This window comes from Krasilnikoviella flava (assembly GCF_900167525.1).
GTDB classification, from domain to species: Bacteria; Actinomycetota; Actinomycetes; order Actinomycetales; family Cellulomonadaceae; genus Isoptericola; species Isoptericola flavus.
This window is the reverse complement of sequence record NZ_FUZQ01000005.1, coordinates 20,719-47,225: the sequence shown is the minus strand read 5'-3', so window position 1 is coordinate 47,225 and position 26,507 is coordinate 20,719. Positions and strand designations below refer to the sequence as shown.

The following is a 26,507-nucleotide window of genomic DNA, read 5'->3' as shown; positions in this document are numbered from 1 at the left end:
ATCGGCACCCGGTCTTCATACTTATCCTCGCAGCGCGACGGTCCGCGGGCCCACCGGCGCGGGCAGCTCGGAGCCGCCCTGCAGATAGGCGTCGACCGCGGCCGCCGTCGCGCGGCCCTCCGCGATCGCCCAGACGATCAGCGACTGCCCACGGCCCGCGTCACCCGTCGCATAGACGCCGGGCAGGCTCGTCGCGTAGTCGTCGCCACGCCGGACCAGCCCGCGGGTGGTGAGCTCCACGCCGGTCTGGGTCACGAGCTCGCCGGTCTCCGGACCGGTGAACCCCATGGCGATGAGGACCAGGTCCGCCGGGATCTCCCGCTCGGTACCTTCCTTGGGTGCCCGGCGGCCGTCCGCCAGGTACTCGGTCTCCGCGACCTTCAGGGCCCGGACGTTCCCGTCCTCGCCGCCCACGAACTCTACCGTCGAGGCCAGGTAGCTGCGCTCCCCGCCCTCCTCGTGGGACGTCGAGACCTCGAACACGATCGGGTCGGTGGGCCAGGGCTGGCTCGCCGGGCGGTCCAGCGAGGGCTTCTTGCCGATCGCCAGCGTCGTGACGCTGGCCGCACCCTGCCGCAAGGACGTGCCCAAGCAGTCCGAGCCGGTGTCGCCGCCACCGATGATCACGACGTGCTTGCCCTCGGCCGACGGGGCGCCGCCGACCGGGTTCCCCGCCGCGGCCTTGTTCGCCGGCGTCAGGAAGTCCATCGCGAAGTGGACGCCGCCCAGCTCGTGCCCGGGCACCGCGAGCTCGCGCGGCACTGTGGCGCCGGTGGCGACCACGACCGCGTCGAACCGGCGGCGCAGCGCGTCCCAGGTGATGTCGCGCCCGATGGCGACACCCGGGCGGAAGCGGGTGCCCTCGGCCTCCATCTGCTCCAGGCGGCGGTCGATGTGCATCTTCTCGAGCTTGAAGTCGGGGATGCCGTAGCGCAACAGGCCGCCGATCGCGTCGTCGCGCTCGTACACGACGACCGTGTGGCCGGCGCGCGTGAGCTGCTGCGCGGCGGCGAGGCCGGCAGGGCCGGAACCGACGACGGCCACGGTGGAGCCCGTGAGCCGCTGCGGCACCTGCGGCGTGACCAGGCCGCGCTCGAACGCCTCGTCGATGATCGAGACCTCGACGTTCTTGATCGTCACGGCGGGCTGGTTGATGCCCAGCACGCAGCTCGTCTCGCACGGGGCCGGGCAGACGCGACCGGTGAACTCCGGGAAGTTGTTGGTCGCGTGCAGGCGCTCGACGGCGTCGGCCCACTGGCCGCGCCACACCAGGTCGTTCCACTCGGGGATGAGGTTCCCGAGCGGGCAGCCCTGGTGGCAGAACGGGATGCCGCAGTCCATGCAGCGGCCCGCCTGCTCCTTGAGGAACGCCTGCCCCTCCTCGCGATGGGCGTGCGTGTCCTTCCAGTCACGCAGCCGCACCTCGATCGGGCGGTTCGGCGGGAGCTCGCGCTCCCGCACCTTCAGGAATCCGCGGGGGTCAGCCACGCGCCACCTCCATGATCTGCTCCCACATCGCCGGGTCGAAGTCGTCGCCCTCGCCCAGCGTCTTCCCTGCGGCCTCGGCGTCGGCCAGCGCGGCGCGCACGCGGGCCCAGCCCGCGGGCAGGACGCGCGAGAACCGCGCTCGGGCACCGTCGTCCTCGAGGAGCTCGGCCGCCACGGGCGAGCCGGTCTCCTCCAGGTGCCGCTCCAGGAGGCCGCGCACGCGGTCCCAGTCGGCGTCGTCCAGCGGGCCCACCTCGAGCTCGCCACTCGCCACCGCCTGGGTGTTCATCGCCACGTCGCGCAGGTTGAGCACGTACGCGACGCCGCCCGACATGCCGGCGCCGAAGTTGCGGCCCGTCGGGCCGAGCACCAGCACGGTGCCGCCCGTCATGTACTCGCAGCCGTGGTCGCCCACGCCCTCCACCACCAGCGTCGCACCCGAGTTGCGCACACCGAAGCGCTCGCCCACCCGGCCGCGCAGCAGCACCTCGCCCGACGTCGCGCCGTAGCCGATGACGTTGCCGGCCACCACGTTCGCCGCCCCCTCGAGCACCGCGGAGCGGTCCGGGCGGACGACGATCCGGCCGCCCGACAGGCCCTTGCCGACGTAGTCGTTGGCGTCGCCGAACAGGCGCAGCGTGACGCCGCCCGGCAGGAACGCGCCCAGCGACTGACCGGCCGAGCCCGTGAGGGTCACGTCGATCGTGTCGTCGGGCAGGCCGGCCCCCCGGTACCGCTTGGTCACCTCGTGGCCGAGCATCGTGCCGACCGTGCGGTTGACGTTGCGCACCGGCAGCTCGATCCGCACCGGCAACGCGTCCTCGAGCGCGGGGCGCGCCATCTCGATCAGGTGGTTGTCGAGCGCCTTGGCCAGGCCGTGGTCCTGCGTCGCCACCTGGTGCAGCGTCGTGCCCGGCGTGATCTCGGGCGTGGCGAGCACCGGGGCCAGGTCGAGGCCCTGCGCCTTCCAGTGGTCCACGGCCTTGCGGGTGTCGAGCGCCTCGACGTGGCCGACCGCCTCCTCGATCGAACGGAAGCCGAGCGACGCGAGGTGCTCGCGCACCTCCTGCGCGATGAACTCGAAGAAGTTCACGACGAACTCCGGCTTGCCCGTGAACCGCTTGCGCAGCTCCGGGTTCTGCGTAGCGACGCCCACCGGGCACGTGTCCAGGTGGCACACGCGCATCATGACGCAGCCCGAGACGACCATCGGCGCGGTGGCGAAGCCGAACTCCTCGGCCCCCAGCAGCGCGGCCACGACGACGTCGCGCCCGGTCTTCATCTGCCCGTCGACCTGCACGACGATGCGGTCGCGCAGGTTGTTGAGCACGAGGGTCTGCTGGGTCTCGGCCAGGCCGATCTCCCACGGCGTGCCCGCGTGCTTCAGCGACGTGAGCGGGCTCGCGCCCGTGCCGCCGTCGTGGCCCGAGATGAGCACGACGTCCGCGTGCGCCTTGGACACGCCCGTGGCCACGGTGCCGACGCCGAACTCGGAGACGAGCTTGACGTGCACGCGCGCCGCCGGGTTGGCGTTCTTGGCGTCGTGGATGAGCTGCGCCAGGTCCTCGATCGAGTAGATGTCGTGGTGCGGCGGCGGCGAGATGAGGCCGACGCCCGGCGTCGAGTGCCGGGTCTTCGCGACCCACGGGTAGACCTTGGGCCCGGGCAGCTGGCCGCCCTCACCCGGCTTGGCGCCCTGCGCGAGCTTGATCTGGATGTCGTCCGCGTTCGTGAGGTACTCGCTCGTCACACCGAAGCGGCCGGAAGCGATCTGCTTGACCCGCGAGCGGCGCTCCGGGTCGTACAGGCGCTCCGGGTCCTCGCCGCCCTCGCCGGTGTTGGACCGGCCGCCGAGGCGGTTCATGGCGATCGCGAGCGTCTCGTGCGCCTCCGCGGAGATCGAGCCGTACGACATCGCCCCGGTGTTGAACCGCTTGACGATCTCGGCGACCGACTCGACCTCGTCGATCGGCACCGGCTCCCGGTCGGGGGTGAACCGCAGCAGGCCGCGCAGCGTCATCAGCCGGCGCGACTGCTCGTCCACGCGCCGCGTGTACTGGCGGAAGATGTCCATCCGGCCGGTGCGGGTCGCGTGCTGCAGGCGGAAGACGGTCTCGGGGTCGAAGAGGTGCTCCTCCCCGTCCCGGCGCCACTGGTACTCGCCGCCGCTCGTCAGCCGCTGGTGCGGCGCGTGGTTGCCCGACGCCGGATACGCCTCGGCGTGCCGTGCCGCCACCTCCGCCGCGATGACGTCGAGGCCGACGCCGGCCAGGCGGCTCGTGGTGCCGGTGAAGTAGTCGTCGACCAGCTCGTGGGAGAGCCCGACGGCCTCGAAGATCTGCGCACCGCGGTACGACATGATCGTCGAGATGCCCATCTTGCTCATGACCTTGAGCACGCCCTTGCCGAGCGCCTTGATGAGGTTCGCGACCGCCTGCTCGGGGGTGACAGCCAGGTAGCCGCGCAGCGCGAGGTCCTCGACCGTCTCCATGGCGAGGTACGGGTTGACCGCGGCCGCCCCGTAGCCGATCAGGAGCGCGACGTGGTGCACCTCGCGCACGTCGCCCGCCTCGACGACGAGCGAGATCCGGGTGCGCGTGCCCTGGCGCAGCAGATGGTGGTGCACCGCGCTGGTCAGCAGCAGCGACGGGATCGCCGCGAGCTCGGAGTCCGAGTCGCGGTCGGACAGCACGATGTGCGTGACTCCGTCGGCGATCTCGGCGTCGACCTGGGCGAAGATCTCCTCCAGGCGGGCCTGGAGCGCGCGGCCGCCGCCGGACACCTCGTAGAGGCCGCGCACGATGCCGGCGCGGAACTCGCCCTCCAGGCGCGGGTCACGGTCGATACGGACGATCTTGGCGAGCTCGTCGTTGTCGAGCACCGGGAAGGGCAGGTCCAGCTTGCGGGCGTGGCCCGCGACCTCCTCGAGGAGGTTCGGCTCCGGGCCGATCGTGCTGTCGATCGCCGTGACGAGCTGCTCGCGGATCGAGTCCAGCGGCGGGTTCGTCACCTGGGCGAACATCTGCGTGAAGTAGTCGAACAGCAGCCGCGGGCGGCTCGACAGGACGGCGATCGGCGTGTCCGACCCCATCGCGCCGAGCGCCTCCGCCCCCGTGTCCGCCATCGGCGTCAGGAGGACCTTGAGCTCCTCGGTGGTGTACCCGAACGCGCGTTGCCGGCGCTGGACCGACGCGGCCGAGTGCGCCACGTGCTCACGCTCGGGCAGCGAGTCCAACGTGATCGTGTTGCCGGCGACCCACTCGCCGTACGGGCGCTGGGCGGCGAGCTGCGACTTGAGCTCGTCGTCCTCCACGATCCGCCCCTGGGCGGTGTCGACGAGGAACATGCGGCCCGGCTCGAGGCGGCCCTTGCGCACGATCGTCGCGGGGTCGATGTCCAGGACGCCGGCCTCCGACGCGAGCACGACGAGCCCGTCCTCGGTGACCCAGTAGCGGCCGGGCCGCAGCCCGTTGCGGTCGAGGACCGCGCCGATGAGGGTGCCGTCCGTGAACGTGAGGCAGGCGGGCCCGTCCCACGGCTCCATGAGGTTGGCGTGGTACTGGTAGAACGCGCGGCGCGCCGGGTCCATCTCGGCGTGGTTCTCCCACGCCTCGGGGACCATCATCAGCACCGCGTGCGGCAGCGAGCGGCCCGACAGGTGCAGCAGCTCGAGCACCTCGTCGAAGCTCGCGGAGTCGCTCGACCCCTCCGTGCACACGGGCAGCAGCGGGGACAGGTCGCCGAGCACCTCGCTGGCCATGGTGCTCTCGCGCGCGGCCATCCAGTTGCGGTTGCCCCGCACCGTGTTGATCTCGCCGTTGTGCGCCACGAGGCGGAACGGCTGCGCCAGTGGCCACGACGGGAACGTGTTCGTGGAGAACCGGGAGTGCACCAGGGCGATCTCCGACGCGTAGCGCGGGTCGCTCAGGTCGGGGAAGAACGGCTCGAGCTGCGCCGTCGTGAGCATGCCCTTGTACGTCAGGGTGCGGCTCGACAACGACGCGAGGAACAGGTCCAGCTCGTTCTGCGCCCGCTTGCGCAGGCGGTACGTGCGGCGGTCCAGCTCGAGCCCGGACAGCTCGCGCGACGGGTCCGCCACGACGACCTGCCGGAACAGGGGCATCGACGCGCGCGCCGTCGGGCCGACGAGGTCGGCCGTGACGGGAACGTCGCGCCAGGCGAGCACGTCGAGCTTCTCCTCCGCGGCGATCGCCTCGAACCGGCGCGCGCACGCGTCGGCCTCCGCGAGGTCCTGCGGCAGGAACGCCATGCCGATCGCGTAGTGACCGGCGGGCGGGAGCTCCGCGGCCACGACGTCACGGACGAAGGCGTCCGGGATCTGCGTGAGGATCCCGGCCCCGTCACCGCTGTTCTCCTCCGCACCCACCGCGCCGCGGTGGTCGAGGTTCAGCAGGGCGGTCAGGCCCGCGTCCACGATGTCGCGGCCGGGCGTCCCGCGCAGTGTCGCGACGAAGGCGACACCGCACGCGTCGTGCTCCGACGCAGGGTCGTAGAGGCCCTGGGCCGAGGGCCGCGCGACCCGATGCTGCGGCGTGGTCATCAACACCGTCCTCCTGCACGCCCGCACGCGGGCGCGTCATGCTCAAAGGTGGTCGGGACGTCGTCGGCCCGTCGGAAACATCAGGCGGCCCCGCCCGGGAGGTGTCCCGGTCGGTGTCGCCTCAGGCGCGGTCTGCCGGCCCCTGGTCGGGTCCGGCAGCGTCCGCGTCCGCACGTCTCGGTCCGCCGCCGCTGTCGCGGCCGTCGTCCCGGCCGGGGGCGCCTACGGCGGCCCCGGCGTGCGCGGTGCTCGTGGTGTCAAGCTCGGTGTCGTGCCGGTCGTCCCCGGCTTCCCGACCCCCCGCCTGCCCCTCGCGGGTGCGACCGGGCAGCTCGACACCGTCCTCGCGGTCCGGGTAGCGCCTGCCGATCACGACGAAGGCGACGAGGGCAGCAAGGCCCACGACGATCGACGTCCACACGTTCAGACGCAGCCCGAGCACGTGCTCGGCGGTGTCGATGCGAAGCATCTCGATCCACACCCTGCCCAGAGTGTAGAGCGCGACGTAGGCCCAGAATACCCGCCCATGACCGAGCCTGTACCGGCGGTCGAGCCAGACGAGAAGCGCGGCGGCCCCGAGGTTCCACAACAGCTCGTACAGGAACGTCGGGTGGAACAGCGTGCCCGCCACGAACGACGTCCCCGTGTCCGCGTTGAGCCGCTCGATGACCTCCGGAGAGATCTCGAGGCCCCAGGGCAGCGTGGTCGGGGCCCCGAAGAGCTCCTGGTTGAACCAGTTGCCGAGCCGCCCCACCGCCTGCGCGACGAGCAGCCCGGGGGCGAGCGCGTCGGCGAAGGAGCTCAGCCGCACGCCCTTGCGGCGGCAGCCGATCCAGGCGCCGACGGCGCCGAGCGCGACGGCGCCCCAGATGCCCAGGCCGCCCTCCCAGACGTACAGGGCGCGCACGGGGTCGCCGCCCTCGCCCCAGTACGGCTCCGGCGTGCTGATCACGTGGTAGAGCCGGCCGCCGACGATGCCGAACGGCACGGCCCAGAACGCGATGTCCAGGACGTCGTCGGGGTCGCCGCCACGGGCGACCCAGCGCTTGGTCGTGATCCAGATCGCGACGGCGATGCCCGCGAGGATGGCGAGCGCGTAGGCGCGCAGCGGCACGGGACCGAGATACCAGGTGTGCTGCGACGGGCTCGGGATCGCCGCCTGGACGGACGCGAGGATCGTCGGCGTCACGAGGCGGCCCCCGGGACCGCCCGGCGCGATCGCCGCACGCCGTCGGCGAGCTCCGCCACGGTGGACCGCAGACCGTCGAGCCGGTCGGCCCAGGGCCGGTCGGTCAGCAGCGGGCGCACGAGCGCCGAGCCCACGATCACCCCGTCGGCGAACCGGCCCACCTCGGCGGCCTGGTCGCCCGACGAGACGCCGAGCCCGACGCAGACGTGCTCGGCCCCGGCCGCGCGCGTGTCGGCGACCAGCTGCTCGGCCCGGTCGCCCACCTGGTCGCGGGTGCCCGTGACGCCCATCGTCGAGGCCGCGTACACGAAGCCGCGCGACGCCCGTGCCGTGAGCGCCAGGCGCTCCGGCGTGGAGCTCGGCGCGACGAGGAACACCCGGTCGAGGTCGTGCTCCCGCGAGGCCGCGATCCAGTCGGCGCCCTCGTCGGGGATGAGGTCGGGGGTGATGAGACCCGCACCGCCCGCGCCGGAGAGGTCGCGCGCGAACGCGTCCACGCCGTACCGCAGCACCGGGTTCCAGTAGGTCATCACGAGGGCGGGCACGCGCCCGCCGGAGCGCTCGGCCACGGCCTCGACGACGCGCAGCACGTCGCGCACGCGGGCGCCGCCCGCGAGCGCGGCCTCGGCGGCGCGCTGGATGACCGGGCCGTCCATCACGGGGTCGGTGTACGGGACGCCGATCTCCACGACGTCCACGCCGGCGTCGACCATGGCCAGCACGGCCTCGATCGAGCGCTCCACGTCCGGGAAGCCGACGGGCAGGTAGCCGACCAGGGCGGCGCGCCCCTCGGTGCGCAGCGCGTCGAGGCGCGCGCCGGTGGGCGAGGTGTCGGTCGCGGTGCTCACTGGTCCCCCTCCGGCGCGGTCGCCTGCTCGGTCGTGTCCTGCTCGTCGAGCAGCCCGAACCACGTCGCGGCGGTGGCCACGTCCTTGTCGCCGCGGCCCGAGAGGTTGACGAGGATCACCTGGCCGGTGCGCCCCGCCTCGGCGGCCTCGCGCCCGAGACGCTGGGCGCCGGCGAGCGCGTGCGCCGACTCGATCGCCGGGATGATCCCCTCGGTGCGGCACAGCAGACGGAACGCCTCCATGGCCTCGTCGTCGGTCACCGGCTCGTACGTGGCGCGACCCAGGTCGTGCAGCCAGGAGTGCGCGGGCCCGACGCTCGGGTAGTCCAGGCCCGCCGAGACGGAGTGGCTGGGCAGCGTCTGCCCGTCGTCGTCCTGCAGCAGGTAGGACCGGGCGCCGTGCAGCACGCCCGGGGCACCGCCCGAGAAGCGGGCCGCGTGCCGGCCGGACTCGATGCCCTCTCCCCCGGCCTCGAAGCCGTGCAGGGTGACGCCCTCGTCGTCGAGGAACGCGTTGAAGATGCCGAGCGCGTTGGACCCGCCGCCCACGCACGCCGCGACGGCGTCCGGCAGCCGTCCGGTGCGCTCGAGGATCTGCTCGCGCGCCTCCTCGCCGATGATGCGGTGGAACTCGCGCACCATCTCCGGGAACGGGTGCGGCCCCGTGACCGTGCCGAGCAGGTAGTGCGTGCTCTCGACGTTCGCGACCCAGTCGCGCAGCGCCTCGTTGATGGCGTCCTTGAGCGTGCGTGACCCGATGGTCACGGGCACGACCTCGGCGCCGAGCAGGCGCATCCGGGCCACGTTGAGAGCCTGGCGCCGCGTGTCCTCCTCGCCCATGTACACGACGCACTCGAGGTCGAGGAGCGCGGCGGCGGTGGCCGTCGCGACGCCGTGCTGGCCGGCCCCCGTCTCGGCGATGACGCGCGTCTTGCCCATGCGCTTGACCAGCAGCGCCTGGCCCAGCACGTTGTTGATCTTGTGCGACCCGGTGTGGTTGAGGTCCTCGCGCTTGAGGAACACCCGGTGCCCCGCATCGGCGCCGCCGCAGTGCTCCGCGAAGCGCGGCACCTCGGTCAGCGGCGACGGGCGGCCGGTGTACTCGCGGTGCAGGCGCGCCAGCTCGTCGGTGAACGCGGGGTCGCCGAGCGCCTTGCGGTACTCGGTCTCGAGCTCGTCGAGCGCGGCGATGAGGGCCTCGGGCACGAAACGGCCGCCGAACTGCCCGAAGTACGGGCCCTCGACGTCCGCGAGCCGGCCGAGCACCTGGTGCGCCAGGGTCTCGGTCAGCGCCTCCCGTACGGGCTGTTCGGGCACGGGTCCTCCGTCTCTCGTCGGCACCGCTCGGCGGGTCCGCTGCTGGGTCGTGGCGAGGGTACCGGTCGTCGGCACCTCGGCCGCCTGCGATGCCGTGTGGTGGTGTGCTGTGCGGTGTGTGTGTCGCCGGCGCGGCCCGACCTGGGCCGCCCGGGAAGGTCTTACGGCTGGGCCGCCGGGCGGACCGACCACAGGGCCGGGTGCTGCCCGGCCGCGACGAGGTCCGCCACCGACCGGCGCGGCGCGCCGTCGGTCACCAGCGCCTCGCCGACGAGCACGGCGTGCGCGCCGGAGCGGGCGTAGTCGAGCACGTCGTGCGGACCGCGCACGCCGGACTCCGCGACGCGCACGACGTCGTCGGGGATCAGGGGAGCGAGCCGCGCGAACGTCGTGCGGTCCACCTCGAGGGTCTTGAGGTCGCGGGCGTTGACGCCGACGACGCGCGCCCCGGCGTCCAGCGCCCGGCGCACCTCGTCCGCCGTGTGGGCCTCGACCAGCGCCGTCATACCGAGCGAGTGCACCCGCTCGATCAGGGAGGTCAGGACGGTCTGCTCCAGGGCGGCCACGATGAGCAGCACCAGGTCCGCACCGTGGGCCCGCGCCTCCCACACCTGGTACGGCGTGACGACGAAGTCCTTGCGCAGCACCGGGACGTCCACCCGGGCGCGCACCGCGTCCAGGTCGGCGAGCGAGCCGCCGAACCGCCGCTGCTCCGTGAGCACGGAGATCGCGCTGGCGCCTCCCCGGGCGTACTCCTCGGCCAGTGCTGCCGGGTCGGAGATCGGCGCCAGGTCGCCCTTGCTCGGGCTCGAGCGCTTCACCTCGGCGATCACGGCGACGCGATCCTCCGAGAGCAGGCGTCCGCAGCACTCGAGGGCCCCGGGCACGCGCGCCGCGCGCTCCTTGAGCTCGTCGAGCGACGTCCGCGCCTGGCGCACCGCGAGGTCCTCGCGGACTCCCGCGACGATGTCCTCCAGGACCGTCATGGTCTGCCTCCCCGTCCCTGACGCCGCACCGACGTCTGCCTGCCATCGTAGGCCCGTCCGCGAAGCGGTCCGGACACGTCTCCGACCGTGAGACGACGCCGCCGGAACGGCCCGGGCACGGCGACGGCGCGCCCCCGGTGGCGGGAGCGCGCCGTCGTCGTGGCGGCCGGTCGGCCAGGGCCTTCGCGGCCCGAGGGTCAGTGCCCGGAGGAGGTCCGGCGGGGCGTCACGCCGTCCTTGGTCTGGCCGAATCCCATGTTGCGCAGCACGAGGCCGAGCACGAGCGAGGCGGCGACGATCACGGCGCCGACCCAGACGACCGCGTCCGGGACCTGGGGCAGCATCCCGACGGCGCCGACGGCCACGCCCAGCATGATGCCGATCATCGCCGACCACGCGGCGGTCGTGTGGCCGTGGTTCGTGGGCGGGACGGCCGGGGGCAGGTAGGCGACCTCGGCGTTGCGGTTGTCGGTCATTGGAATGTGATGCCCTTTCGTGACGTGGTGCGCGGTCCAGCCTAGCGGTCCGCCGACGGGTCCGTTCCCCGGGAGAGCGCGTCCCACGCGTCGTGGGGGTCGTGCTGACCAGGAGCGGCGGACCCGCCCCCGGTCGCCGCCGGCCCGGCGCCCGGGTCCTCCCCGTCCGCGGGGAGGACGGCGTCGGCGCGCTCGTGCCGCCCGGACGTGGCACCCCAGGCGGGCGCCCCCACCACGGCGAGCGCCGCGACGACCACCGCCGCCGCGCCGAGCACGGCCGTCAGCCACGGCCACACCGCGACCACGACGGGCGACGTGAGGTCCGTCACCCCCGCGGTCTGGGAGGCCCCCGACGTCGCGGCGGGGAGCGGGTCGAGCAGCACGGCGGCGGCGGAGGCGGTGGCGAGCGCCCCCGCGAGCGCCACGACGACCAGAGCGACCCAGCGCGCCACGCGCCCGGCGATGGCCAGGGCCGCGCCTCCCGCGACGACCACGAGCGCGGCCGCGCCGACGGCGGGGGCCGCGGTCGTCCCGGTGACCGCGACGTCGACCGTGGGCTCCAGGGCCGTCGACACCGTCGTGCTCACCCAGGTGGGCGACGCCGTCGCGAGCGTGAGCCCGCCGACCGCCACCACCGACCACACCGCGCGCGACCGCGTGCGCAGCGGCCCGCGGCCCGGGGTGCGGCCCTCGCCCGGCGCCGTCCCGCGACCGGTCGCGCGGTCCCCGGTGCCCTCGCCGGCGTCGTGCGTGCTGCCTGCTGCGTCGTCGTCCATCGATCCGTCCTGCCCGTCAGTCGTGTGCACGGCTCACAGCGCCCGGAACCGCGCGGCCAGCTGCACGGCGCGCACCGCCGCGGCCGCCTTGTTGCGCGACTCCTCGTACTCGAGCGCGGGTACCGAGTCCGCGACGATCCCGCCGCCGGCCTGCACCCACGCCCGACCGTCGCGGATGCATGCCGTGCGGATCGCGATCGCCATGTCCATGTTGCCGCCGAAGTCGAAGTAGCCCACCGTGCCGCCGTAGATCCCCCGCGATGCCGGCTCGAGCTCGTCGATCAGCGCGATCGCCCGCGGCTTGGGCGCCCCCGAGAGGGTCCCCGCGGGGAACGTCGCACGCAGCGTGTCGAGCGCCGTCGCGCCCGCCCGCAGGCGGCCGACCACGGTCGAGCACAGGTGCATGATGTGGCTGAACCGGCGGGTGGCCATGAACTCGACCACCTCGACCGACGTCGGCTCACAGACCTTGACGAGGTCGTTGCGCGACAGGTCGACGAGCATGAGGTGCTCGGCGCGCTCCTTGGGGTCGGCCAGCAGCTCCTCCCCGAACGTCACGTCCTCCTCCACCGTCGCCCCGCGCGGCCGCGAGCCCGCGATCGGGTACGTCGTGACGTGACCGTCGGTCACCTTGACCAGGGTCTCCGGGCTGGACCCGACGACGGAGAACTCGCGCTCGTCCGGACCGGTGAGCCGGAAGTAGTACATGTACGGGCTCGGGTTGATCGTGCGCAGCGCCCGGTAGACGTCCAGGGGCGCAGCCGGGCAGTCCAGGCCGAGGCGCTGGGACAGCACCACCTGGAACACCTCGCCCTCGCGGATGGCCTCCTGGCCGGTGCGCACGGCGGCCTCGAACTCGTCGCGGGTGGACCGGAACTCCAGCGCCGGCTCGGCCACCTCGTCCGGCCCGCGCAGCACGGTGGGCTCGGGCGGGGCCGGCGACGCGAGCCGCGCCTGCATCGCGTCGAGCCGGGCGACGGCGTCGGCGTGCGCCTGGTCCACCCGCTCGTCGGTGCCGTCGCCGTTGATCGCGTTGGCGATGAGCCACGCGGTCCCCGTGTGGTGGTCGACCGCCACGAGGTCGGTCGCGAGGCTCAGCGCCACCTCCGGCACCCCGAGCTCGTCCGGGGCGTTCGCGGGGAGCGTCGGCTCCCAGTGCCGCACGACGTCCCAGCCCAGCGCACCCGTGAGCCCGCCGGTCAGCGGCGGCAGACCCTCGATCGGCGGGGTGCGCAGCGCCTCGAGCGCCGCGCCGAGCACGTCGACGACGTCGCCCTCGCGCGGGATGCCGGCGGGCACGTCGCCGTGCCACACGGCCCGACCGTCCTGCGCGGTGAGGGTGGCCCGCGAGTCCACGCCCACGAAGGACCAGCGCGACCAGCCGCCCGACGACTCCGCCGACTCCAGCACGAAGGTGCCCGGGCGGTCCTGGGCGAGCGTGCGGTACAGGCCCACCGGGGTGACGTCGTCGGCCAGCACGCGCCGCACCACGGGGATCACGCGGCGGTCGGCGGCCAGCGCCCGGAACGTGCCGAGACCCGGCCAGGTCGCGCCCCACGCCAGGTCCTCCGCCGAGGGGCCCGCCACGGTGCGCGGGGTCTCCGGGGCCGCCTGGTCGGCGGGCACGGCGGTGTCGGGGGGCGTGACGGCGGGGGTGGTCACCGGTCCTCCTGGGGAGCGTCGGGGCTGGTCGGGTTCGGGCTCACGGGCTTACGGGGTCGGCGCGTCGGGGCCGACGACGGCCCCCAGGTCGCCGCCCGCCTCGAAGCAGGTGCGGGTGCCGGTGTGGCACGCGGCGCCCACCTGGTGCGCGCGCACGAGCAGTGCGTCGCCGTCGCAGTCCAGCGCGACGGACCGCACCAGCTGCACGTGACCGGACGTGTCGCCCTTGCGCCAGTACTCCCCGCGCGACCGGCTCCAGAACGTCACCCGGCCCTCGGTGAGGGTGCGGTGCAGGGCCTCGTCGTCCATCCAGCCGAGCATGAGCACCTCGCCGGTGTCGTGCTGCTGCACGATCGCGGCGACGAGACCGTGCTCGTCGCGCTTGAGCCGGGCCGCGAGCGCGGGGTCGAGGGGCGAGCCGGGAAGGGCGGGCGTGGTCACCCGAGCATCTTGACACGTCGGCGGCGGCCCTCGGGCACGGGTCCGGCGGCGGGCGGGCGGGCGGTGCGGGTCATCGGGTCTGCGCCACCCAGCTCGCGTGCATCCGCGCGTACACGCCGCCCGCAGCGGCGAGCTCAGCGTGGCCCCCGACCTCCACCACGCGTCCCTCGTCGACGACGATCACGAGGTCGCTCGCCTCCGCCGTCGAGAGCCGGTGCGCGATCGTGATGGTGGACCGGCCCGAGGTGAGGGAGTCCAGCGCCCGCGCGATCCGCACCTCGGCCGCCGGGTCGACGGCCGACGTGGCCTCGTCGAGCACCAGCAGGTCGGGCGCCGCGAGGTAGGCGCGCGCAATCGCGACCAGCTGCCGCTCCCCCGCGCTCAGCGCCTCGCCGCGCTGCCCGACGGGCGTGTCCAGGCCCTGCGGCAGCCCGGCCACCCAGTCCGACAGGCCGAGCGACGCGACCGCCTGCGCGACGCGGGCCCGGGTCTCGACGGCGCCTGCCGACGGCTCCGGCCGCAGCCCGTAGGCGACGTTCTGCTCCACCGTGCCGTCGAAGAGGAAGCCCTCCTGCGGCACGAGGACGACGCGCTCGCGCAACGAGCCGAGCGTCAGGAGGCGCAGGTCCACGCCGTCGAGCAGCACCTGCCCCGCCGTGGGGTCCATGAGCCGGGCGACCAGCTTGGCGACCGTCGTCTTGCCCGACCCCGTCCGCCCCACCACGGCGACCTTGCGCCGCGCGGGCAGCTCCAGGTCGACCCCGTGCAGCACCTCGGGCCCGTCGGGGTAGGCGAACCGCACGCCGCGCAGCGTCACCGCGGCCGGGCCGCGGGGGCTCGCCGTGGCGTCGTCGGCCTCCGCCACGTCGACCGGCGTCTCGAGCACCGCGAGCACGCGACGCCAGCCCGCGACGGCGTTCTGCAGCTCGTTGAGGATCTCGGTGGCCTGCTGCACCGGCCCGGTGAACAGCTGCACCAGGAACAGGAACGCGACCACCTGCCCGGCCGTCAGGCCGCCGCCCACGCCGAGCAGCGTGCCCACCACGACCACCACGGCGAGCACCAGGTTGGCGACCAGCACCCCGCTCGAGAACACGGACGAGACGAGGAGCTGGGCACGGGCCTGCGTCGCCCGCGTGTGCTCCACCGCCGCGTCGACGCGCCGCCCCGTGCGACGGGCCACGCCGTAGGCGCGCACCGTCTCGGCACCCACCACGGCCTCGGAGATCGCGCCGAGCATCGCGCCGACGGCCTGGCGGACGGCTGCGTAGGCCCGGTTCACCGACCCCTGCGCGCGGCGCAGCACGAGGAAGAGCGGCACGAAACAGGCCCAGACCACGACGGTCAGCTGCCACGAGTACACGGCCATGAGCCCCGTGGCGACCAGCACCTGCAGGGTGGACACGAGCAGCTGGATGCCGCCCCACTGCACGAACAAGGAGATCGTGTCGACGTCGGAGGTCACGCGTGACACCAGCGCGCCGCGTCGTTCGGTGCCCTGCGCCAGCGTGGACAGGTCGTGCACGTGCCGGAACGCCTGCACCCGCAGGGCGGCGAGCCCCGCCTCGGTACGGCGGAACAGGCGCACGTTGACCACCGCCGTGCACAGCCCGGCGATGACGACGGCCCCCGCCGCGAGGCCCGTCAGCAGGGCCACCTGCCCGGCGTCGGGGCCGCCCGCAGCGAGGATGCCGTCGTCGATCGTGCGCTGCACGGCGACCGGCACGACGACGCGGCCCGCGGCCGCCAGGACGGCGAGCGCCAGGGTGAGCCACATGCCGTCGACGATCTGCGGGGAGATCTGCACGCCACGGCGCAGCGTCGCGAGCACGCCGAGCTCGCTGGCGGCGGCGATCCGGGTGGCGCTCACGGCGTGTCCTCCAGCGACGTCTCGTCCGGCACCAGGTCGTCCGCGGTCGTCAGGCCCGGCACCGCTTCCCCCGCGGCCGCCTCGTCCGCGAGCTCGCGCGCCCGGCGCGCGGTCTCCCGCTCATAGGCCGTGGCGAGGGCGCGGTACCCCGCGTCGCGGGCCAGCAGGTCCGGGTGCGGACCGACGTCCACCACGCGACCGCCCTCGAGGTGCACGACGACGTCCGCCAGCGCCACGGAGGACATGCGGTAGGCGACCATGACGACGGTCGTGGCGCCGCGTGCCCCGTCGCCGCGCGCCGCCGAGAGGGAGCCGAGGATCTCCCCCTCCACCCGCGGATCGACCGCCGACGTGGCGTCGTCGAGGACGAGCAACCGGGGGCGGCGCACGAGCGCCCGCGCCACGGCGAGCCGCTGCCGCTGCCCGCCGGACAGGTTGGCGCCGCGCTCCCCCAGGGGCGCGTCCAGCCCGCCCGGGAGGTCGCGCACGACGTCGTCGACCCGGGCGACGCGCAGCGCGTCCCAGACGGCGGCGTCGTCCGGGGCGCCGTCGTCGCCGGGGTCGGCGAGCGTGACGTTGGAGCGCACCGTGTCCTCGAAGACGAACGTCTGCTGCGTCACGAGCGCCACCTGCGCGGGGATCTCCCCCGCGGCCAGGTCGCGCACGTCCACGCCGTCGAGCAGCACGCGGCCACGGGTCGGGTCGCTGAGCCGGGCGAACAGCGAGACCAGCGTCGTCTTGCCGGCCCCCGTGCTCCCGACCACGGCGACGGTGGCCCCCGGCGCGACCTCGAGGTCGATCCCGTCGAGCAGCGTGGCCGTCGCGCCGGCCGCAGGGACGTCGACCCCGACGCCGTCGAGCCGCAGCGCCAGTCCGCCGGCGCCGCGCGGCAGCGCCGCCGCGCCGGGTACGAGCGACGCCGGGGCGTCGAGGATGCCCGCGATCCGGTCGTAGCCGACCAGGGCGCGCGGCAGCTCGCCCAGCACCCAGCCGAACGCGCGCACCGGCACCGCCATGAGCGTCAGCAGGTACGCGGCCGTCACGACGTCCCCTGCGTCGACCGCGCCCGTGGACGCCCGCCACGTGCCCACGCCCAGCACGGCCAGCGTGCCGAGGGAGGGCAGCAGCTCGATGACGGGATCGAACACGGCCCGCACGGTGCCCACGCGCACGTTGGCCGCGCGCAGCGCGTCCGTGCGCTCGGCGAACCGGCGCTCCTCGCGGTCGGCCGTGCCGAGCGACGTCACCAGGAGGGCGCCCTCGAACGACTCGTGCGCCACGTCCGCCACCTCCGCGCGCAGCTGCTGGGCGCGCGTCACGGCGGGCGTCATGTGGCGCTGGAAGACGACGTTCGCGGCGACGGCCGCGGGCACGACCAGCAGGGCCGCGACGGCGAGCCAGACGTCCACCGCGAGCAGCATTCCCGTGGCCACGGCGATCATCACCACGACCCCGAGGGCGAACGGCAGCGGGTTGAACACGCCGGTGGCGGCCTCGACGTCGGCGCTCGCCGCCGACAGCAGACGCCCCGCCGGGTGGGCGCGGTGCCACGAGACCGGCAGGTGGAGGTACTGCCGCGACAGCCCGCGCCGGTGGTGCGCCTGGATCGAGGCGAAGCCGTATCCGGCCCAGATGCGCCGGCCGGCCACGCCGAGCGCGAGCGTGAACGCCACCGCGGCGAGCACGAGGCCGGCGACCCAGATGCGGTCCTGCGCGGCCGGGTCGCCCGCGATCGCCGGGACGACGACCGCGTCGGTAGCCCAGCCGACCGCGCGGCTCACCGCCACCGTGGCGGCGCCGAACACGGCCGACGCGCCCACGGCCAGCACGTACAGGCGCGGCTCGGAGCGCATGCCGCGCCACACGAGCGTGGCCGAGCGGCGCAGCCTCGACCCGGTGAGGGTCGTCTGGCCGGTACCGGCCCGGCGGGCGCCGCCGGGGGCGGGTCTGCCGCTCATCGACAGCCGCTCACTGTCGCACCTCGATGCCCGCGGCGGCGAGGGCCTCTTTGACCTGGCCGATCGACAGCGCGCCGAAGTGGAAGACGCTCGCGGCGAGCACGGCGTCCGCACCCGCCCGGGCCGCGGCGACGAAGTGCTCCGGGACGCCCGCGCCACCCGACGCCACCAGCGGCACGTCGACCTTCTCGCGCACGGCGGCGAGCATCTCGAGGTCGAAGCCCGACGTGGTGCCGTCAGCGTCCATCGAGTTGAGCAGGATCTCGCCCGCGCCCAGGTGCGCGGCCCGCGCCGCCCACTCGACGGCATCGATCCCGGTGCCGCGGCGGCCGCCGTGCGTCGTGACCTCGTAGCCCGACGGAGTGACCGTCTCCCCCGTGACCCGGCGGGCGTCCACCGACAGGGTGAGCACCTGGCGCCCGAACCGCGCCGCGATCTCCGCGACGAGCTCCGGCCGCGCGATGGCGGCGGTGTTGACGCCGACCTTGTCCGCGCCGGCGCGCAGCAGGCGGTCGACGTCGTCGGTCGAGCGCACCCCGCCGCCCACCGTGAGCGGCACGAACACCTGGTCGGCGGTGCGTCGCACGACGTCGACCATCGTGGCGCGGTCGCCCGAGGACGCGGACACGTCGAGGAACGTCACCTCGTCGGCGCCCTCGCGGTCGTACCGGGAGGCGAGCTCCACGGGGTCCCCCGCGTCGCGCAGGTTCGTGAAGTTGACCCCCTTGACGACCCTTCCGTCGTCGACGTCGAGGCACGGGATCACGCGGACGGCCACGGACATGCGGGACTCACCCTTCCTTCTGCTGCTGTCGTCGCTGCTCTCGCCGGCTACTCGCCGGTGGTCTTCTCCGGGTCGCCGCCGTCGTCGCCCTTGCCCTGGCCGGTCGACTCGTCCTCGGTGACCTGGAAGTGCGCGTCCAGGATGTCCACGACGTAGACCAGGGTCTCGTCGGCGAGGTCGCTGCTGGTGCCACCGTAGCCGAGGCTCGGGGGCACCACGAGAAGCACCTGCGACCCGACGGTCTGCTCGACGAGCCCCTGGTCGAGGCCGTCGACCAGCTGGCCGATCCCGACCGTCGCGGACTGCGGCCGCGTGCCGGGCGTCCAGGTGGTGTCGAACTGCCGACCGTCGCTCCACCGCACCGCGGTGAAGCGCATGGTGACCACCTGACCCACCTGCACCTGCTGCCCCGTGCCCCGCAGCAGGGGTTGCACCTGCAGGTCCGAGGGCGGGTCGGACTTCTTCGGCACCCGGACCCGGGGCGCGCCGTCGTCGGCCCGCTCGACCGTCGGCAGGTCGTCGGCCACGGCCACCTCGGCGCCCGCGGCGTGCGTCGGCAGCACGTCGACGACGAGGATCACGGGCACGCCGTCGTCCTCCTCGAGCAGGAGCATGCGCGCGCCCACCTTCTGGCCCCGCAGCGTGTCGTAGAGGTTGGAGCCGAGCGACTCCGGCGACATCGTGTACCACGCCGGGGCGTCGATGTACGTGGAGGAGATGACGGAGCCGTCGCGCCCGTCCTCCGCGTACATGTTCAGCAGCACGGGCTCGCCGTCCACCACCGGCTCGCCGGATCCCGGCCACACGGTCCGCGCGCCCTGGCGCGTCACGTCGTACGGCTGGTCGTAGTGGAGGGACGGCGGCTCCCCCACCGCGCCCGACACCTGCACGGGAGTCGCTGACGGCGCCGTCGTCGGCACGTCCCCCAGCAGCGACGAGCCGCACCCGCCGAGCACGAGAGCGCCGCCGAGCAGCAGCGAGATCAGGAGGGTGAGACGGCGGAGCACCGCGTCATCTTGCCATGCCCGCCCGACGAGAGAGGTGCCGGTCCGTCCCCGCTCGCCCGGCCCGCCCGACGCGGCCCGACCGACGCGGCCCGACCGACGTCACATCGACTCGATCAGCCGATCCACTCTCTCGTCGACGTTCTTGAACGGGTCCTTGCACAGCACCGTCCGCTGCGCCTGGTCGTTGAGCTTCAGGTGCACCCAGTCCACGGTGTAGTCCCGCCGCGCCTCCTGGGCGGCGCGCACGAAGTCGCCGCGGAGCTTGGCGCGCGTGGTGGGCGGCGGCACGGCCGTGGACTCGAAGACCTCCAGGTCGGTCACTACGCGCTCCACCATGCCGCGGGCGGCGAGCAGGTTGTACAGCCCCTCGGTGCGCGAGATGTCGTGGTACGCCAGGTCGAGGCGGGCGATGCGCGGGTCGTCCAGCGCCAGGTCGTGCTTGGCCTGGTAGCGCTCGATGAGCCTGAGCTTGATCACCCAGTCGAGCTCGCGGTCCACGAGCGTCAGGTCGCCCGACTCCAGGGCGCGCAGCCCGCGCTCCCACAGGTCGAGGACCTGCTTGACGACGGGCGTCGCCCCGGCGTGGGCGTCCACGTGCTCGCGCACCCGGTGGAAGTACTCCCACTGGATGTCGACGGCCGTGGCGGTGCGCCCGTTGGCGAGCTGCACGGGGTGCAGGCCGGTGCGGTCGTGGCTGATCTCGCGGATGGCGCGGATCGGGTTCTCGAGCGTGAGGTCGCGCATCGGCACCCCCGCCTCGACGAGCCGCAGCACGAGGTCGGTGGCGCCGACCTTGAGCATCGTCGTCGGCTCCGCCATCGACGAGTCCCCCACGATGACGTGCAGCCGACGGTAGCTCTCCGCGTCGGCGTGCGGCTCGTCGCGCGTGTTGATGATGGGCCGGGACCGGGTGGTGGCGCTGGAGACCGCCTCCCAGATGTGGTCGGCGCGCTGGGAGAGGCAGTAGACGGCGCCGCGCGGCGTGGCCAGGACCTTGCCGGCCCCGGTGAGGACCTGCCGGGTGATGAGGAACGGCACCAGCACCTCGGACAGGCGGGCGAAGTCGCCCTGCCGGCGCACGAGGTAGTTCTCGTGACAGCCGTAGGAGTTGCCCGCGGAGTCGGTGTTGTTCTTGAACAGGTGCACCTTGCCCGACAGACCCTCGTGCTCCAGCCGCTGCTGCGCGTCCGCGACCAGCCCTTCGAGGATGCGCTCCCCGCCCCGGTCGTACGCCACGAGCTGGTGCACGTCGTCGCACTCCGCCGTCGCGTACTCGGGGTGCGACCCGACGTCGAGGTACAGGCGGGAGCCGTTGCGCAGGAAGACGTTCGACGACCGCCCCCACGCCACGACCTTGCGGAACAGGTAGCGCGCCACCTCGTCGGCGGACAGGCCGCGCCCGTCGTCCGCCGCGCACGTCACCCCGTACTCGGTCTCCAGCCCGAAGATCCTGCGGTCCACGGTGCCCTCCACTCTGCTCGGCCCTGCTCACGACCCGTCTTGCTCAGCCCTGGTCGGGCCCGTTCCCGCCGTCCGGCCGCTCGAGCAGGCCGGCCAGCGTGGCGCCCTGCAGCCGCCGGAACGCCCGTCGCCGGCCCGCACGCTCCAGCACCGCCACCTCGAGGCCGGTGGGCGCGATCTCGCGCTCCTCGCCCTCGGCGGCCACCGAACCGTCCGTGCCCACCGCGCCGAGCGTGCGCACCGCCAGCGCGAGCACCTCGGTCAGCGACATCCCCTCGTGCCAGGCCGCCGTGACCCGCGCGCCCAGCTGCTCTGCCTGCCCGCCCATCACGACGTGCCCGTGCTCGTCCGCCACCGACCCGTCGTACGACAGCCGGTAGATCTGGTCGGCGGCGGGGGTGGCCCCGACCTCCGCGACGACGAGCTCCACCTCGAGCGGCTTGGACTCCGTGGTGAACACGGTGCCCAAGGTCTGGGCGTAGGCGTTCGCGAGCCCGCGCGCGGTGACGTCGGTGCGGTCGTAGGAGTACCCGCGCAGGTCCGCATAGCGCACACCGGCCACGCGCAGGTTCTCGAACTCGTTGTACTTGCCCACCGCGGCGAACGCGATGCGGTCGTAGATCTCCGAGATCTTGTGCAGCGCACGCGACGGGTTCTCCGTGGCGAACGCGATCCCGCCCTCGTAGGCGAGCACGACGACGGACCGGCCCCGGGCGATGCCCTTGCGGGCGAAGTCCGCCCGGTCCTTCATCAGCTGCTCGGGCGAGACGTAGAACGGCATCGTCATGCGCGCGCACCTCCTTGCTGTCCCGAGCGGACGCCGCCGCCGGCCGGGCGATCACCGTGGGCGGCGCGGTGGGCCGCCCCACGCTCGGCGACGATCCGCTCGACCGTCGCCGCCAGCTCGTCGTCGTCCGTCCGGCGCACGCCGTCGGCGGTCACCACCGTCACCACGGGCCAGATCTGGCGCACCGGGTCCGGTCCACCGGTCGCGCTGTCGTCGTCCGCCGCGTCGTACAGCGCCTCGACGGCGACCGCGACCGCGGCGTCCGCGTCGAGCCCGGGACGCCACAGCTTCTTCAGCGCGCCGCGGGCGAAGACCGAGCCCGAGCCCACCGTGTGGTGGTCGTGCTCCTCGTACCGGCCGCCGGTGACGTCGTAGCTGAACAGGCGCCCGTACCCCCGGTCGAGGTCGTAGCCGGCGAAGAGCGGCACCACCGCGAGCCCCTGCAGGGCGAGCGGGAGGTTGCCGCGGATCATCGTCGACAGGCGGTTCGCCTTGCCGTCGAGGGACAGCAGCGAGCCCTCGATCTTCTCGTAGTGCTCCAGCTCGAGCTGGAACAGCCGGACGAGCTCGATCGCGACGCCCGCCGAGCCGGCGATGCCGACCACGGAGTAGGCGTCCGCGGCGAAGACCTTCTCCATCTCCCGGCTGGCGATGAGGTTGCCAGCGGTGGCCCGGCGGTCGCCCGCCATGATCACGCCCCGGCCGCCCTCGTCGGTGCCGAACGTCAGGGCCACGATGGTGGTCGCGTGCGGCGCCAGGCCCTCGGCAGACACGCCGGCGCCGCCGATGTCCCGGCGCCCGGGCAGCAGGTCGGGCGCGTGCCCTGCGAGGAAGTCCACGAACGAGGACGAGCCGGGACGCAGGAACGCGTCCGGCAGGCGTCCCGAGGTGTCAGCGCTGGTCATGGGCGATCACTGACCGCCCTTCTGCACGAAGCCCCGGACGAACGACTCGGCGTTGGTCTCGAGGACCTCGTCGATCTCCTCCAGCAGGGCGTCCACCTCGGCGTCCCGCTCCGTCGCCGCGGGGGCCACCGGGGCGGGGGTGTCCGCGTCGTCGTCGGGTGTGCGGTCCTCGTGCTGCGGGTTGATCCGTTCCTGACCGGCCATGGTCCGCCTCCTTTGCTGCTGCGGAGCCCCCGACGGGAGGTTCCGGGAGAGTCTCGCGACGCCAGCCTATGCGCTGCGGGCGACACCGCGCGGCGACGTCCACGCCGGTTGCGCCGAGGGCTGAACGAGTCCACCCGCGGACCCTGCCCGGTGTCGTCGGAGGGCGTCTTTGCCGGTCAGCCGCCGTCAGCCGCCGATCAGCCACCGGTCGGGCGGAGGCCGGCCCGGATAGCGCGCGCTCAGCCCCCGCCGCGGAGGCCCTTGAGCAGCGCCGCCGCGTCGGGGCTGGCGTCCAGGAGCGCGCCGATGTGCGCCCGCGTGCCGCGCGACGGGTCGAGCATCGGCACCCGCTGCAGGGCGGCCGCACCCGGGACGTCGAAGATCACCGAGTCCCAGCTCGCCGCGGACACCTGGTCCGCGTAGCGGGCCATCACCTCGCCGCGGAACCACGCCCGCGTGTCCGCCGGCGCATGGTGCACCGCGTCCGCGACGCGCTCGTCGTCCACGAGCCGCTCGACGGCCCCCGACGCGACGAGGCGGTGGTAGATGCCGCGCTCCGGCCGCACGTCGGTCCACTGCAGGTCCAGGGTGTGCAGCCGGGGGTGGTCCCAGGCCAGGCCGTCCCGCGACCGCATCCGCTCCAGCAGGCGCCGCTTCGCCACCCACTCGACCTCGCGGGCGCACGTCGCCGGGTCCGTCGCCAGCCGGCTCAGCACCGAGCGCCAACGGTCCAGCACGTCGCTCGACTCGTCGTCGACCGTCCCCTCCGTGCCCGCGAGCGCCGCGAGCGACCGGGCCGTCACATCGGCGTACGCCTCCTGGACCTCCAGGGCCGTGAGCCGGCGGCCGTCGGCGAGCTCGAGGGTCGCGGCCAGGCTCAGGTCGCGCGACACCCGCTGGACGTCCGCCACCGGGTCGGCCAGCCGCAGGGCGGCCAGCTCGGACCGCGCGGGGACGCCCGCCTCCGCCAGCTCGTCGAGGTGCTCCAGCATCCAGAGCACCAGGGAGGTGGTACCGAGCTTGAGGAAGGTCGCGACCTCGAAGAGGTTGGCGTCGCCGATGATGAGGTGCAGGCGCCGCCACCGGGTGCGGTCCGCGTGCGGCTCGTCGCGGGTGTTGACGATCGGGCGGCGCAGGGTGGTCTCCAGCCCCACCTCGGCCTCGATGTAGTCGGCGCGCTGGGAGAGCTGGAACCCGGGCTCCGCGCCCGTCGCCCCGAGCCCGACCCGGCCGGACCCGGTGAACACCTGGCGGGTGACGAGGAACGGGGTCAACAGCTCGACGAGCGTGCCGAACGGCAGCGCGCGGTCCACCAGGTAGTTCTCGTGCGTGCCGTAGCTGGCGCCCTTGCCGTCCACGTTGTTCTTGTAGAGCACCACCTCGCCGCCGGGCACCTCGGCGAGCGCCCGGACGGACGCGAGCATGACGTGCTCTCCCGCCACGTCCCACAGGACCCCGTCGCGCGGCCCCGTGACCTCCGGGGAGGAGTACTCGGGATGGGCGTGATCCACGTAGAGGCGGGCGCCGTTGGTGAGGATGCAGTTCGCCGCGCTCGGGTCGTCGTAGTCGTCGGCGGCGGGCCGCTCGACCTCCTCCGGCTCCTGCCGGGCCGGGCGCGCGGCCCGGCCCCGGGCGGACCCGCCCGGGATGCCGGCCGCGGACGCCACCTGGGCCGACGCCGGCCCGTCGCCCGCCGGACCGGGTCCCGGGCCGGACGACGTCGGACCGGACGGCGCCGGACGGGACGGGTCGTCGGTGAGGAGCGACGGATGGGCGGAGGCGCGCTGCAGGTGGAACCCGCGCGCGTCCTGCAGCGGGTCCTCGTCGTCGTAGTCCCAGCGGGCGGGCGGGCGGGCGCCGGCACGCGCCACCAGGGCGCGGTACGTCATGACCACCTGCGAACTCATGAGCATCGGGTTGGCCATCGGCCGCCCCGGTGCCAGCACGCCGTACTCGGTCTCGATCCCCATCACGCGACGAACGCTCACGCCACCACCCTAGGTGTCGACACACGAGATCGAGGTACCCGTCTCGGATCCAGCGCGGGTGGACCGGTGCCGGGTACCTCGATCTCGCGGGGCTCTCGGGGTCGCGCGCGTGCGCTACAGGTACTGCCCCGTGCTGGTCACCGTGTCGATGGTGCGCGGCGTGCCGTCGCCGCCCTTCTTCTGGACGATCGTGCGGATGAAGACGATGCGCTCGCCCTTCTTGCCACTGATGCGCGCCCAGTCGTCGGGGTTGGTGGTGTTGGGCAGGTCCTCGTTCTCCTTGAACTCGTCGACGCACGCGCTCAGCAGGTGCTCCACCCGGATGCCCCGCTGACCGGTGGCCAGGAGGTCCTTGATCGCCGACTTCTTGGCCCGGTCCACGACGTTCTGGATCATCGCACCGGAGTTGAAGTCCTTGAAGTAGAGGGTCTCCTTGTCCCCGGAGGCGTAGGTGACCTCGAGGAACTGGTTCTCCTCGTCCTCGGAGTACATCCGCTCCACGACGCTGTCGATCATGGCGGTGATCGCGGCGGACTCGCTGCCACCGTGCTCCGCCAGGTCGTCGGGGTGGATGGGCAGCGCAGGGGTGAGGTACTTGCCGAAGATCTCGGTGGCCCCCTCGGCGTCGGGCCGCTCGATCTTGATCTTCACGTCCAGCCGGCCGGGGCGCAGGATCGCGGGGTCGATCATGTCCTCGCGGTTCGAGGCGCCGATGACGATGACGTTGTCGAGCCGTTCGACGCCGTCGATCTCGGCGAGCAACTGCGGCACGATCGTCGTCTCGACGTCCGAGGAGAGCCCGGTGCCGCGGGTGCGGAACAGCGACTCCATCTCGTCGAAGAAGACCACGACGGGCATCCCCTGCGTCGCCTTCTCGCGGGCGCGGGCGAAGATCAGGCGGATGTGCCGCTCCGTCTCCCCCACGTACTTGTTGAGCAGCTCGGGGCCCTTGACGTTGAGGAAGAAGCTCTTGGCGGCCGGGTCGCCGCCCCGGGCGGTGGCGACCATCTTGGCGAGCGAGCTCGCGACGGCCTTGGCGATGAGCGTCTTGCCGCACCCGGGCGGGCCGTACAGCAGCACGCCCTTGGGCGGGCGCAGCCCGTGCTCGCGGAAGAGGTCGGGGTGGGAGAACGGCAGCTCGACGGCGTCGCGGATCTGCTCGATCTGCGGCCCGAGCCCACCGATGTCCTCGTAGGCGATGTCCGGGACCTCCTCGAGGACGAGCTCCTCGACCTCGGACTTGGGCACCACCTCGTAGACGAAGCCGCTGCGCACGTCGACCGTGAGCGCGTCGCCGACCCGCAGCGCGGCGTCCGCGACAGACCCCGCGAGGCGCACGACACGCTCCTCGTCGGCCCGTCCGACGACGAGCACCCGCTCGGCGTCGAGCACCTCCTTGACGGTCACCAGCTCGCCGGTGCGCTCGTAGCCGCCGGCCTCGACCACCGTCATGGCCTCGTTGAGCTTGACCTCCTGGCCCGGCCGCAGTCCCTCGACGTCCAGCCCGGGGCTCGCCTGCACGTGCATCTTGCGGCCCGCCGACGAGATGTCGACCGAGCCGTCGTCGTGCGCGGCGAGGAACGTCGCGTACGTGCCGGGGGGCTTGGCGAGCTCGTCGATCTGGCCCTTGAGCTCGACGATCTGGTCGCGGGCGGCGCGGAGGGCCTCGGCGAGCCGTTCGTTCTTGGCGGCGAGGAGGGCGAGCTGTGCGTCGTGGCTCGGTCCGGTGGGCAGCGCCGGCTGCTCCGGTCGAGACTCCGGGCGGACAGGGTTGTCGGACATCGCATCCCCTCTCGTGCG

Annotated in this window: 20 protein-coding genes; all 20 read right to left on the bottom strand. The window is 73.9% G+C overall.

What is annotated here, in order from left to right; all coding sequences use genetic code 11:
* Positions 1-21: 21 nt before the first annotated feature.
* The 20 genes from B5Y66_RS13735 to arc all read right to left on the bottom strand — a co-directional run bounded on the left by B5Y66_RS13735 (position 22) and on the right by arc (position 26,489).
* Positions 22-1,488, bottom strand: coding sequence for a glutamate synthase subunit beta (locus tag B5Y66_RS13735; RefSeq protein ID WP_079575083.1), 1,467 nt, complete (start codon positions 1,486-1,488; stop codon positions 22-24).
* Entirely contained in the window at positions 1,481-6,049 is a 4,569-nt protein-coding gene (gene gltB / locus B5Y66_RS13730) for a glutamate synthase large subunit (protein ID WP_079575082.1), read from the bottom strand. The genes B5Y66_RS13735 and gltB overlap by 8 nt, the downstream gene beginning before the upstream one ends.
* Before the next feature lie 121 nt (positions 6,050-6,170).
* Positions 6,171-7,238 (bottom strand): prolipoprotein diacylglyceryl transferase, encoded by a 1,068-nt coding sequence (lgt, locus tag B5Y66_RS13725; protein WP_079575081.1) that lies wholly within the window; start codon positions 7,236-7,238, stop codon positions 6,171-6,173.
* On the bottom strand, positions 7,235-8,086 hold the full coding sequence (gene trpA, locus B5Y66_RS13720; protein WP_079575080.1) for a tryptophan synthase subunit alpha: 852 nt from the start codon (positions 8,084-8,086) through the stop codon (positions 7,235-7,237). Before trpA ends, lgt begins: the two co-directional genes overlap by 4 nt.
* Entirely contained in the window at positions 8,083-9,402 is a 1,320-nt protein-coding gene (trpB, locus tag B5Y66_RS13715; RefSeq protein ID WP_079575079.1) for a tryptophan synthase subunit beta, read from the bottom strand. The genes trpA and trpB overlap by 4 nt, the downstream gene beginning before the upstream one ends.
* A gap of 161 nt (positions 9,403-9,563) precedes the next feature.
* Entirely contained in the window at positions 9,564-10,388 is an 825-nt protein-coding gene (gene trpC, locus B5Y66_RS13710; RefSeq protein ID WP_079575078.1) for an indole-3-glycerol phosphate synthase TrpC, read from the bottom strand.
* A 197-nt stretch (positions 10,389-10,585) separates the two neighbouring features.
* Complete coding sequence (locus B5Y66_RS13705; RefSeq protein WP_079575077.1) at positions 10,586-10,864, bottom strand: HGxxPAAW family protein; 279 nt, start codon at positions 10,862-10,864, stop codon at positions 10,586-10,588.
* Between the two features lie 41 nt (positions 10,865-10,905).
* Entirely contained in the window at positions 10,906-11,640 is a 735-nt protein-coding gene (locus B5Y66_RS13700; protein ID WP_079575076.1) for a Trp biosynthesis-associated membrane protein, read from the bottom strand.
* Positions 11,641-11,673: 33 nt separating this feature from the next.
* Positions 11,674-13,227 carry an anthranilate synthase component I gene (locus tag B5Y66_RS13695; RefSeq protein ID WP_079575482.1) on the bottom strand — a complete coding sequence of 518 codons (1,554 nt, stop codon included), beginning with the start codon at positions 13,225-13,227 and terminating at the stop codon, positions 11,674-11,676.
* Positions 13,228-13,350: 123 nt separating this feature from the next.
* Entirely contained in the window at positions 13,351-13,743 is a 393-nt protein-coding gene (hisI, locus tag B5Y66_RS13690) for a phosphoribosyl-AMP cyclohydrolase (RefSeq protein WP_079575075.1), read from the bottom strand.
* 70 nt (positions 13,744-13,813) lie between these two features.
* The gene (locus tag B5Y66_RS13685) at positions 13,814-15,613 is read right to left on the bottom strand and encodes an ABC transporter ATP-binding protein (protein WP_079575074.1); all 1,800 of its coding nucleotides are present in this window, start codon (positions 15,611-15,613) and stop codon (positions 13,814-13,816) included.
* The gene (locus B5Y66_RS13680; RefSeq protein ID WP_079575073.1) at positions 15,610-17,571 is read right to left on the bottom strand and encodes an ABC transporter ATP-binding protein; all 1,962 of its coding nucleotides are present in this window, start codon (positions 17,569-17,571) and stop codon (positions 15,610-15,612) included. The genes B5Y66_RS13685 and B5Y66_RS13680 overlap by 4 nt, the downstream gene beginning before the upstream one ends.
* A gap of 10 nt (positions 17,572-17,581) precedes the next feature.
* Positions 17,582-18,355, bottom strand: a complete 774-nt coding sequence (gene hisF, locus B5Y66_RS13675) for an imidazole glycerol phosphate synthase subunit HisF (RefSeq protein ID WP_079575072.1) — start codon at positions 18,353-18,355, stop codon at positions 17,582-17,584.
* 47 nt (positions 18,356-18,402) lie between these two features.
* Positions 18,403-19,362, bottom strand: coding sequence for an FKBP-type peptidyl-prolyl cis-trans isomerase (locus B5Y66_RS13670; RefSeq protein ID WP_079575071.1), 960 nt, complete (start codon positions 19,360-19,362; stop codon positions 18,403-18,405).
* 99 nt (positions 19,363-19,461) lie between these two features.
* Positions 19,462-20,823, bottom strand: coding sequence for a Pup--protein ligase (pafA, locus tag B5Y66_RS13665; RefSeq protein WP_079575481.1), 1,362 nt, complete (start codon positions 20,821-20,823; stop codon positions 19,462-19,464).
* A gap of 43 nt (positions 20,824-20,866) precedes the next feature.
* The gene (gene prcA / locus B5Y66_RS13660; protein ID WP_079575070.1) at positions 20,867-21,610 is read right to left on the bottom strand and encodes a proteasome subunit alpha; all 744 of its coding nucleotides are present in this window, start codon (positions 21,608-21,610) and stop codon (positions 20,867-20,869) included.
* A complete protein-coding gene (gene prcB, locus B5Y66_RS13655; RefSeq protein ID WP_079575069.1) occupies positions 21,607-22,515 on the bottom strand; it encodes a proteasome subunit beta in 909 nt (302 codons plus the stop codon). The genes prcA and prcB overlap by 4 nt, the downstream gene beginning before the upstream one ends.
* A 6-nt stretch (positions 22,516-22,521) precedes the next feature.
* The gene (locus B5Y66_RS13650; protein ID WP_079575068.1) at positions 22,522-22,719 is read right to left on the bottom strand and encodes a ubiquitin-like protein Pup; all 198 of its coding nucleotides are present in this window, start codon (positions 22,717-22,719) and stop codon (positions 22,522-22,524) included.
* Positions 22,720-22,958: 239 nt separating this feature from the next.
* The gene (gene dop / locus B5Y66_RS13645) at positions 22,959-24,689 is read right to left on the bottom strand and encodes a depupylase/deamidase Dop (protein WP_079575067.1); all 1,731 of its coding nucleotides are present in this window, start codon (positions 24,687-24,689) and stop codon (positions 22,959-22,961) included.
* A gap of 132 nt (positions 24,690-24,821) precedes the next feature.
* On the bottom strand, positions 24,822-26,489 hold the full coding sequence (arc, locus tag B5Y66_RS13640) for a proteasome ATPase (protein ID WP_245807113.1): 1,668 nt from the start codon (positions 26,487-26,489) through the stop codon (positions 24,822-24,824).
* Positions 26,490-26,507 lie beyond the last annotated feature (18 nt).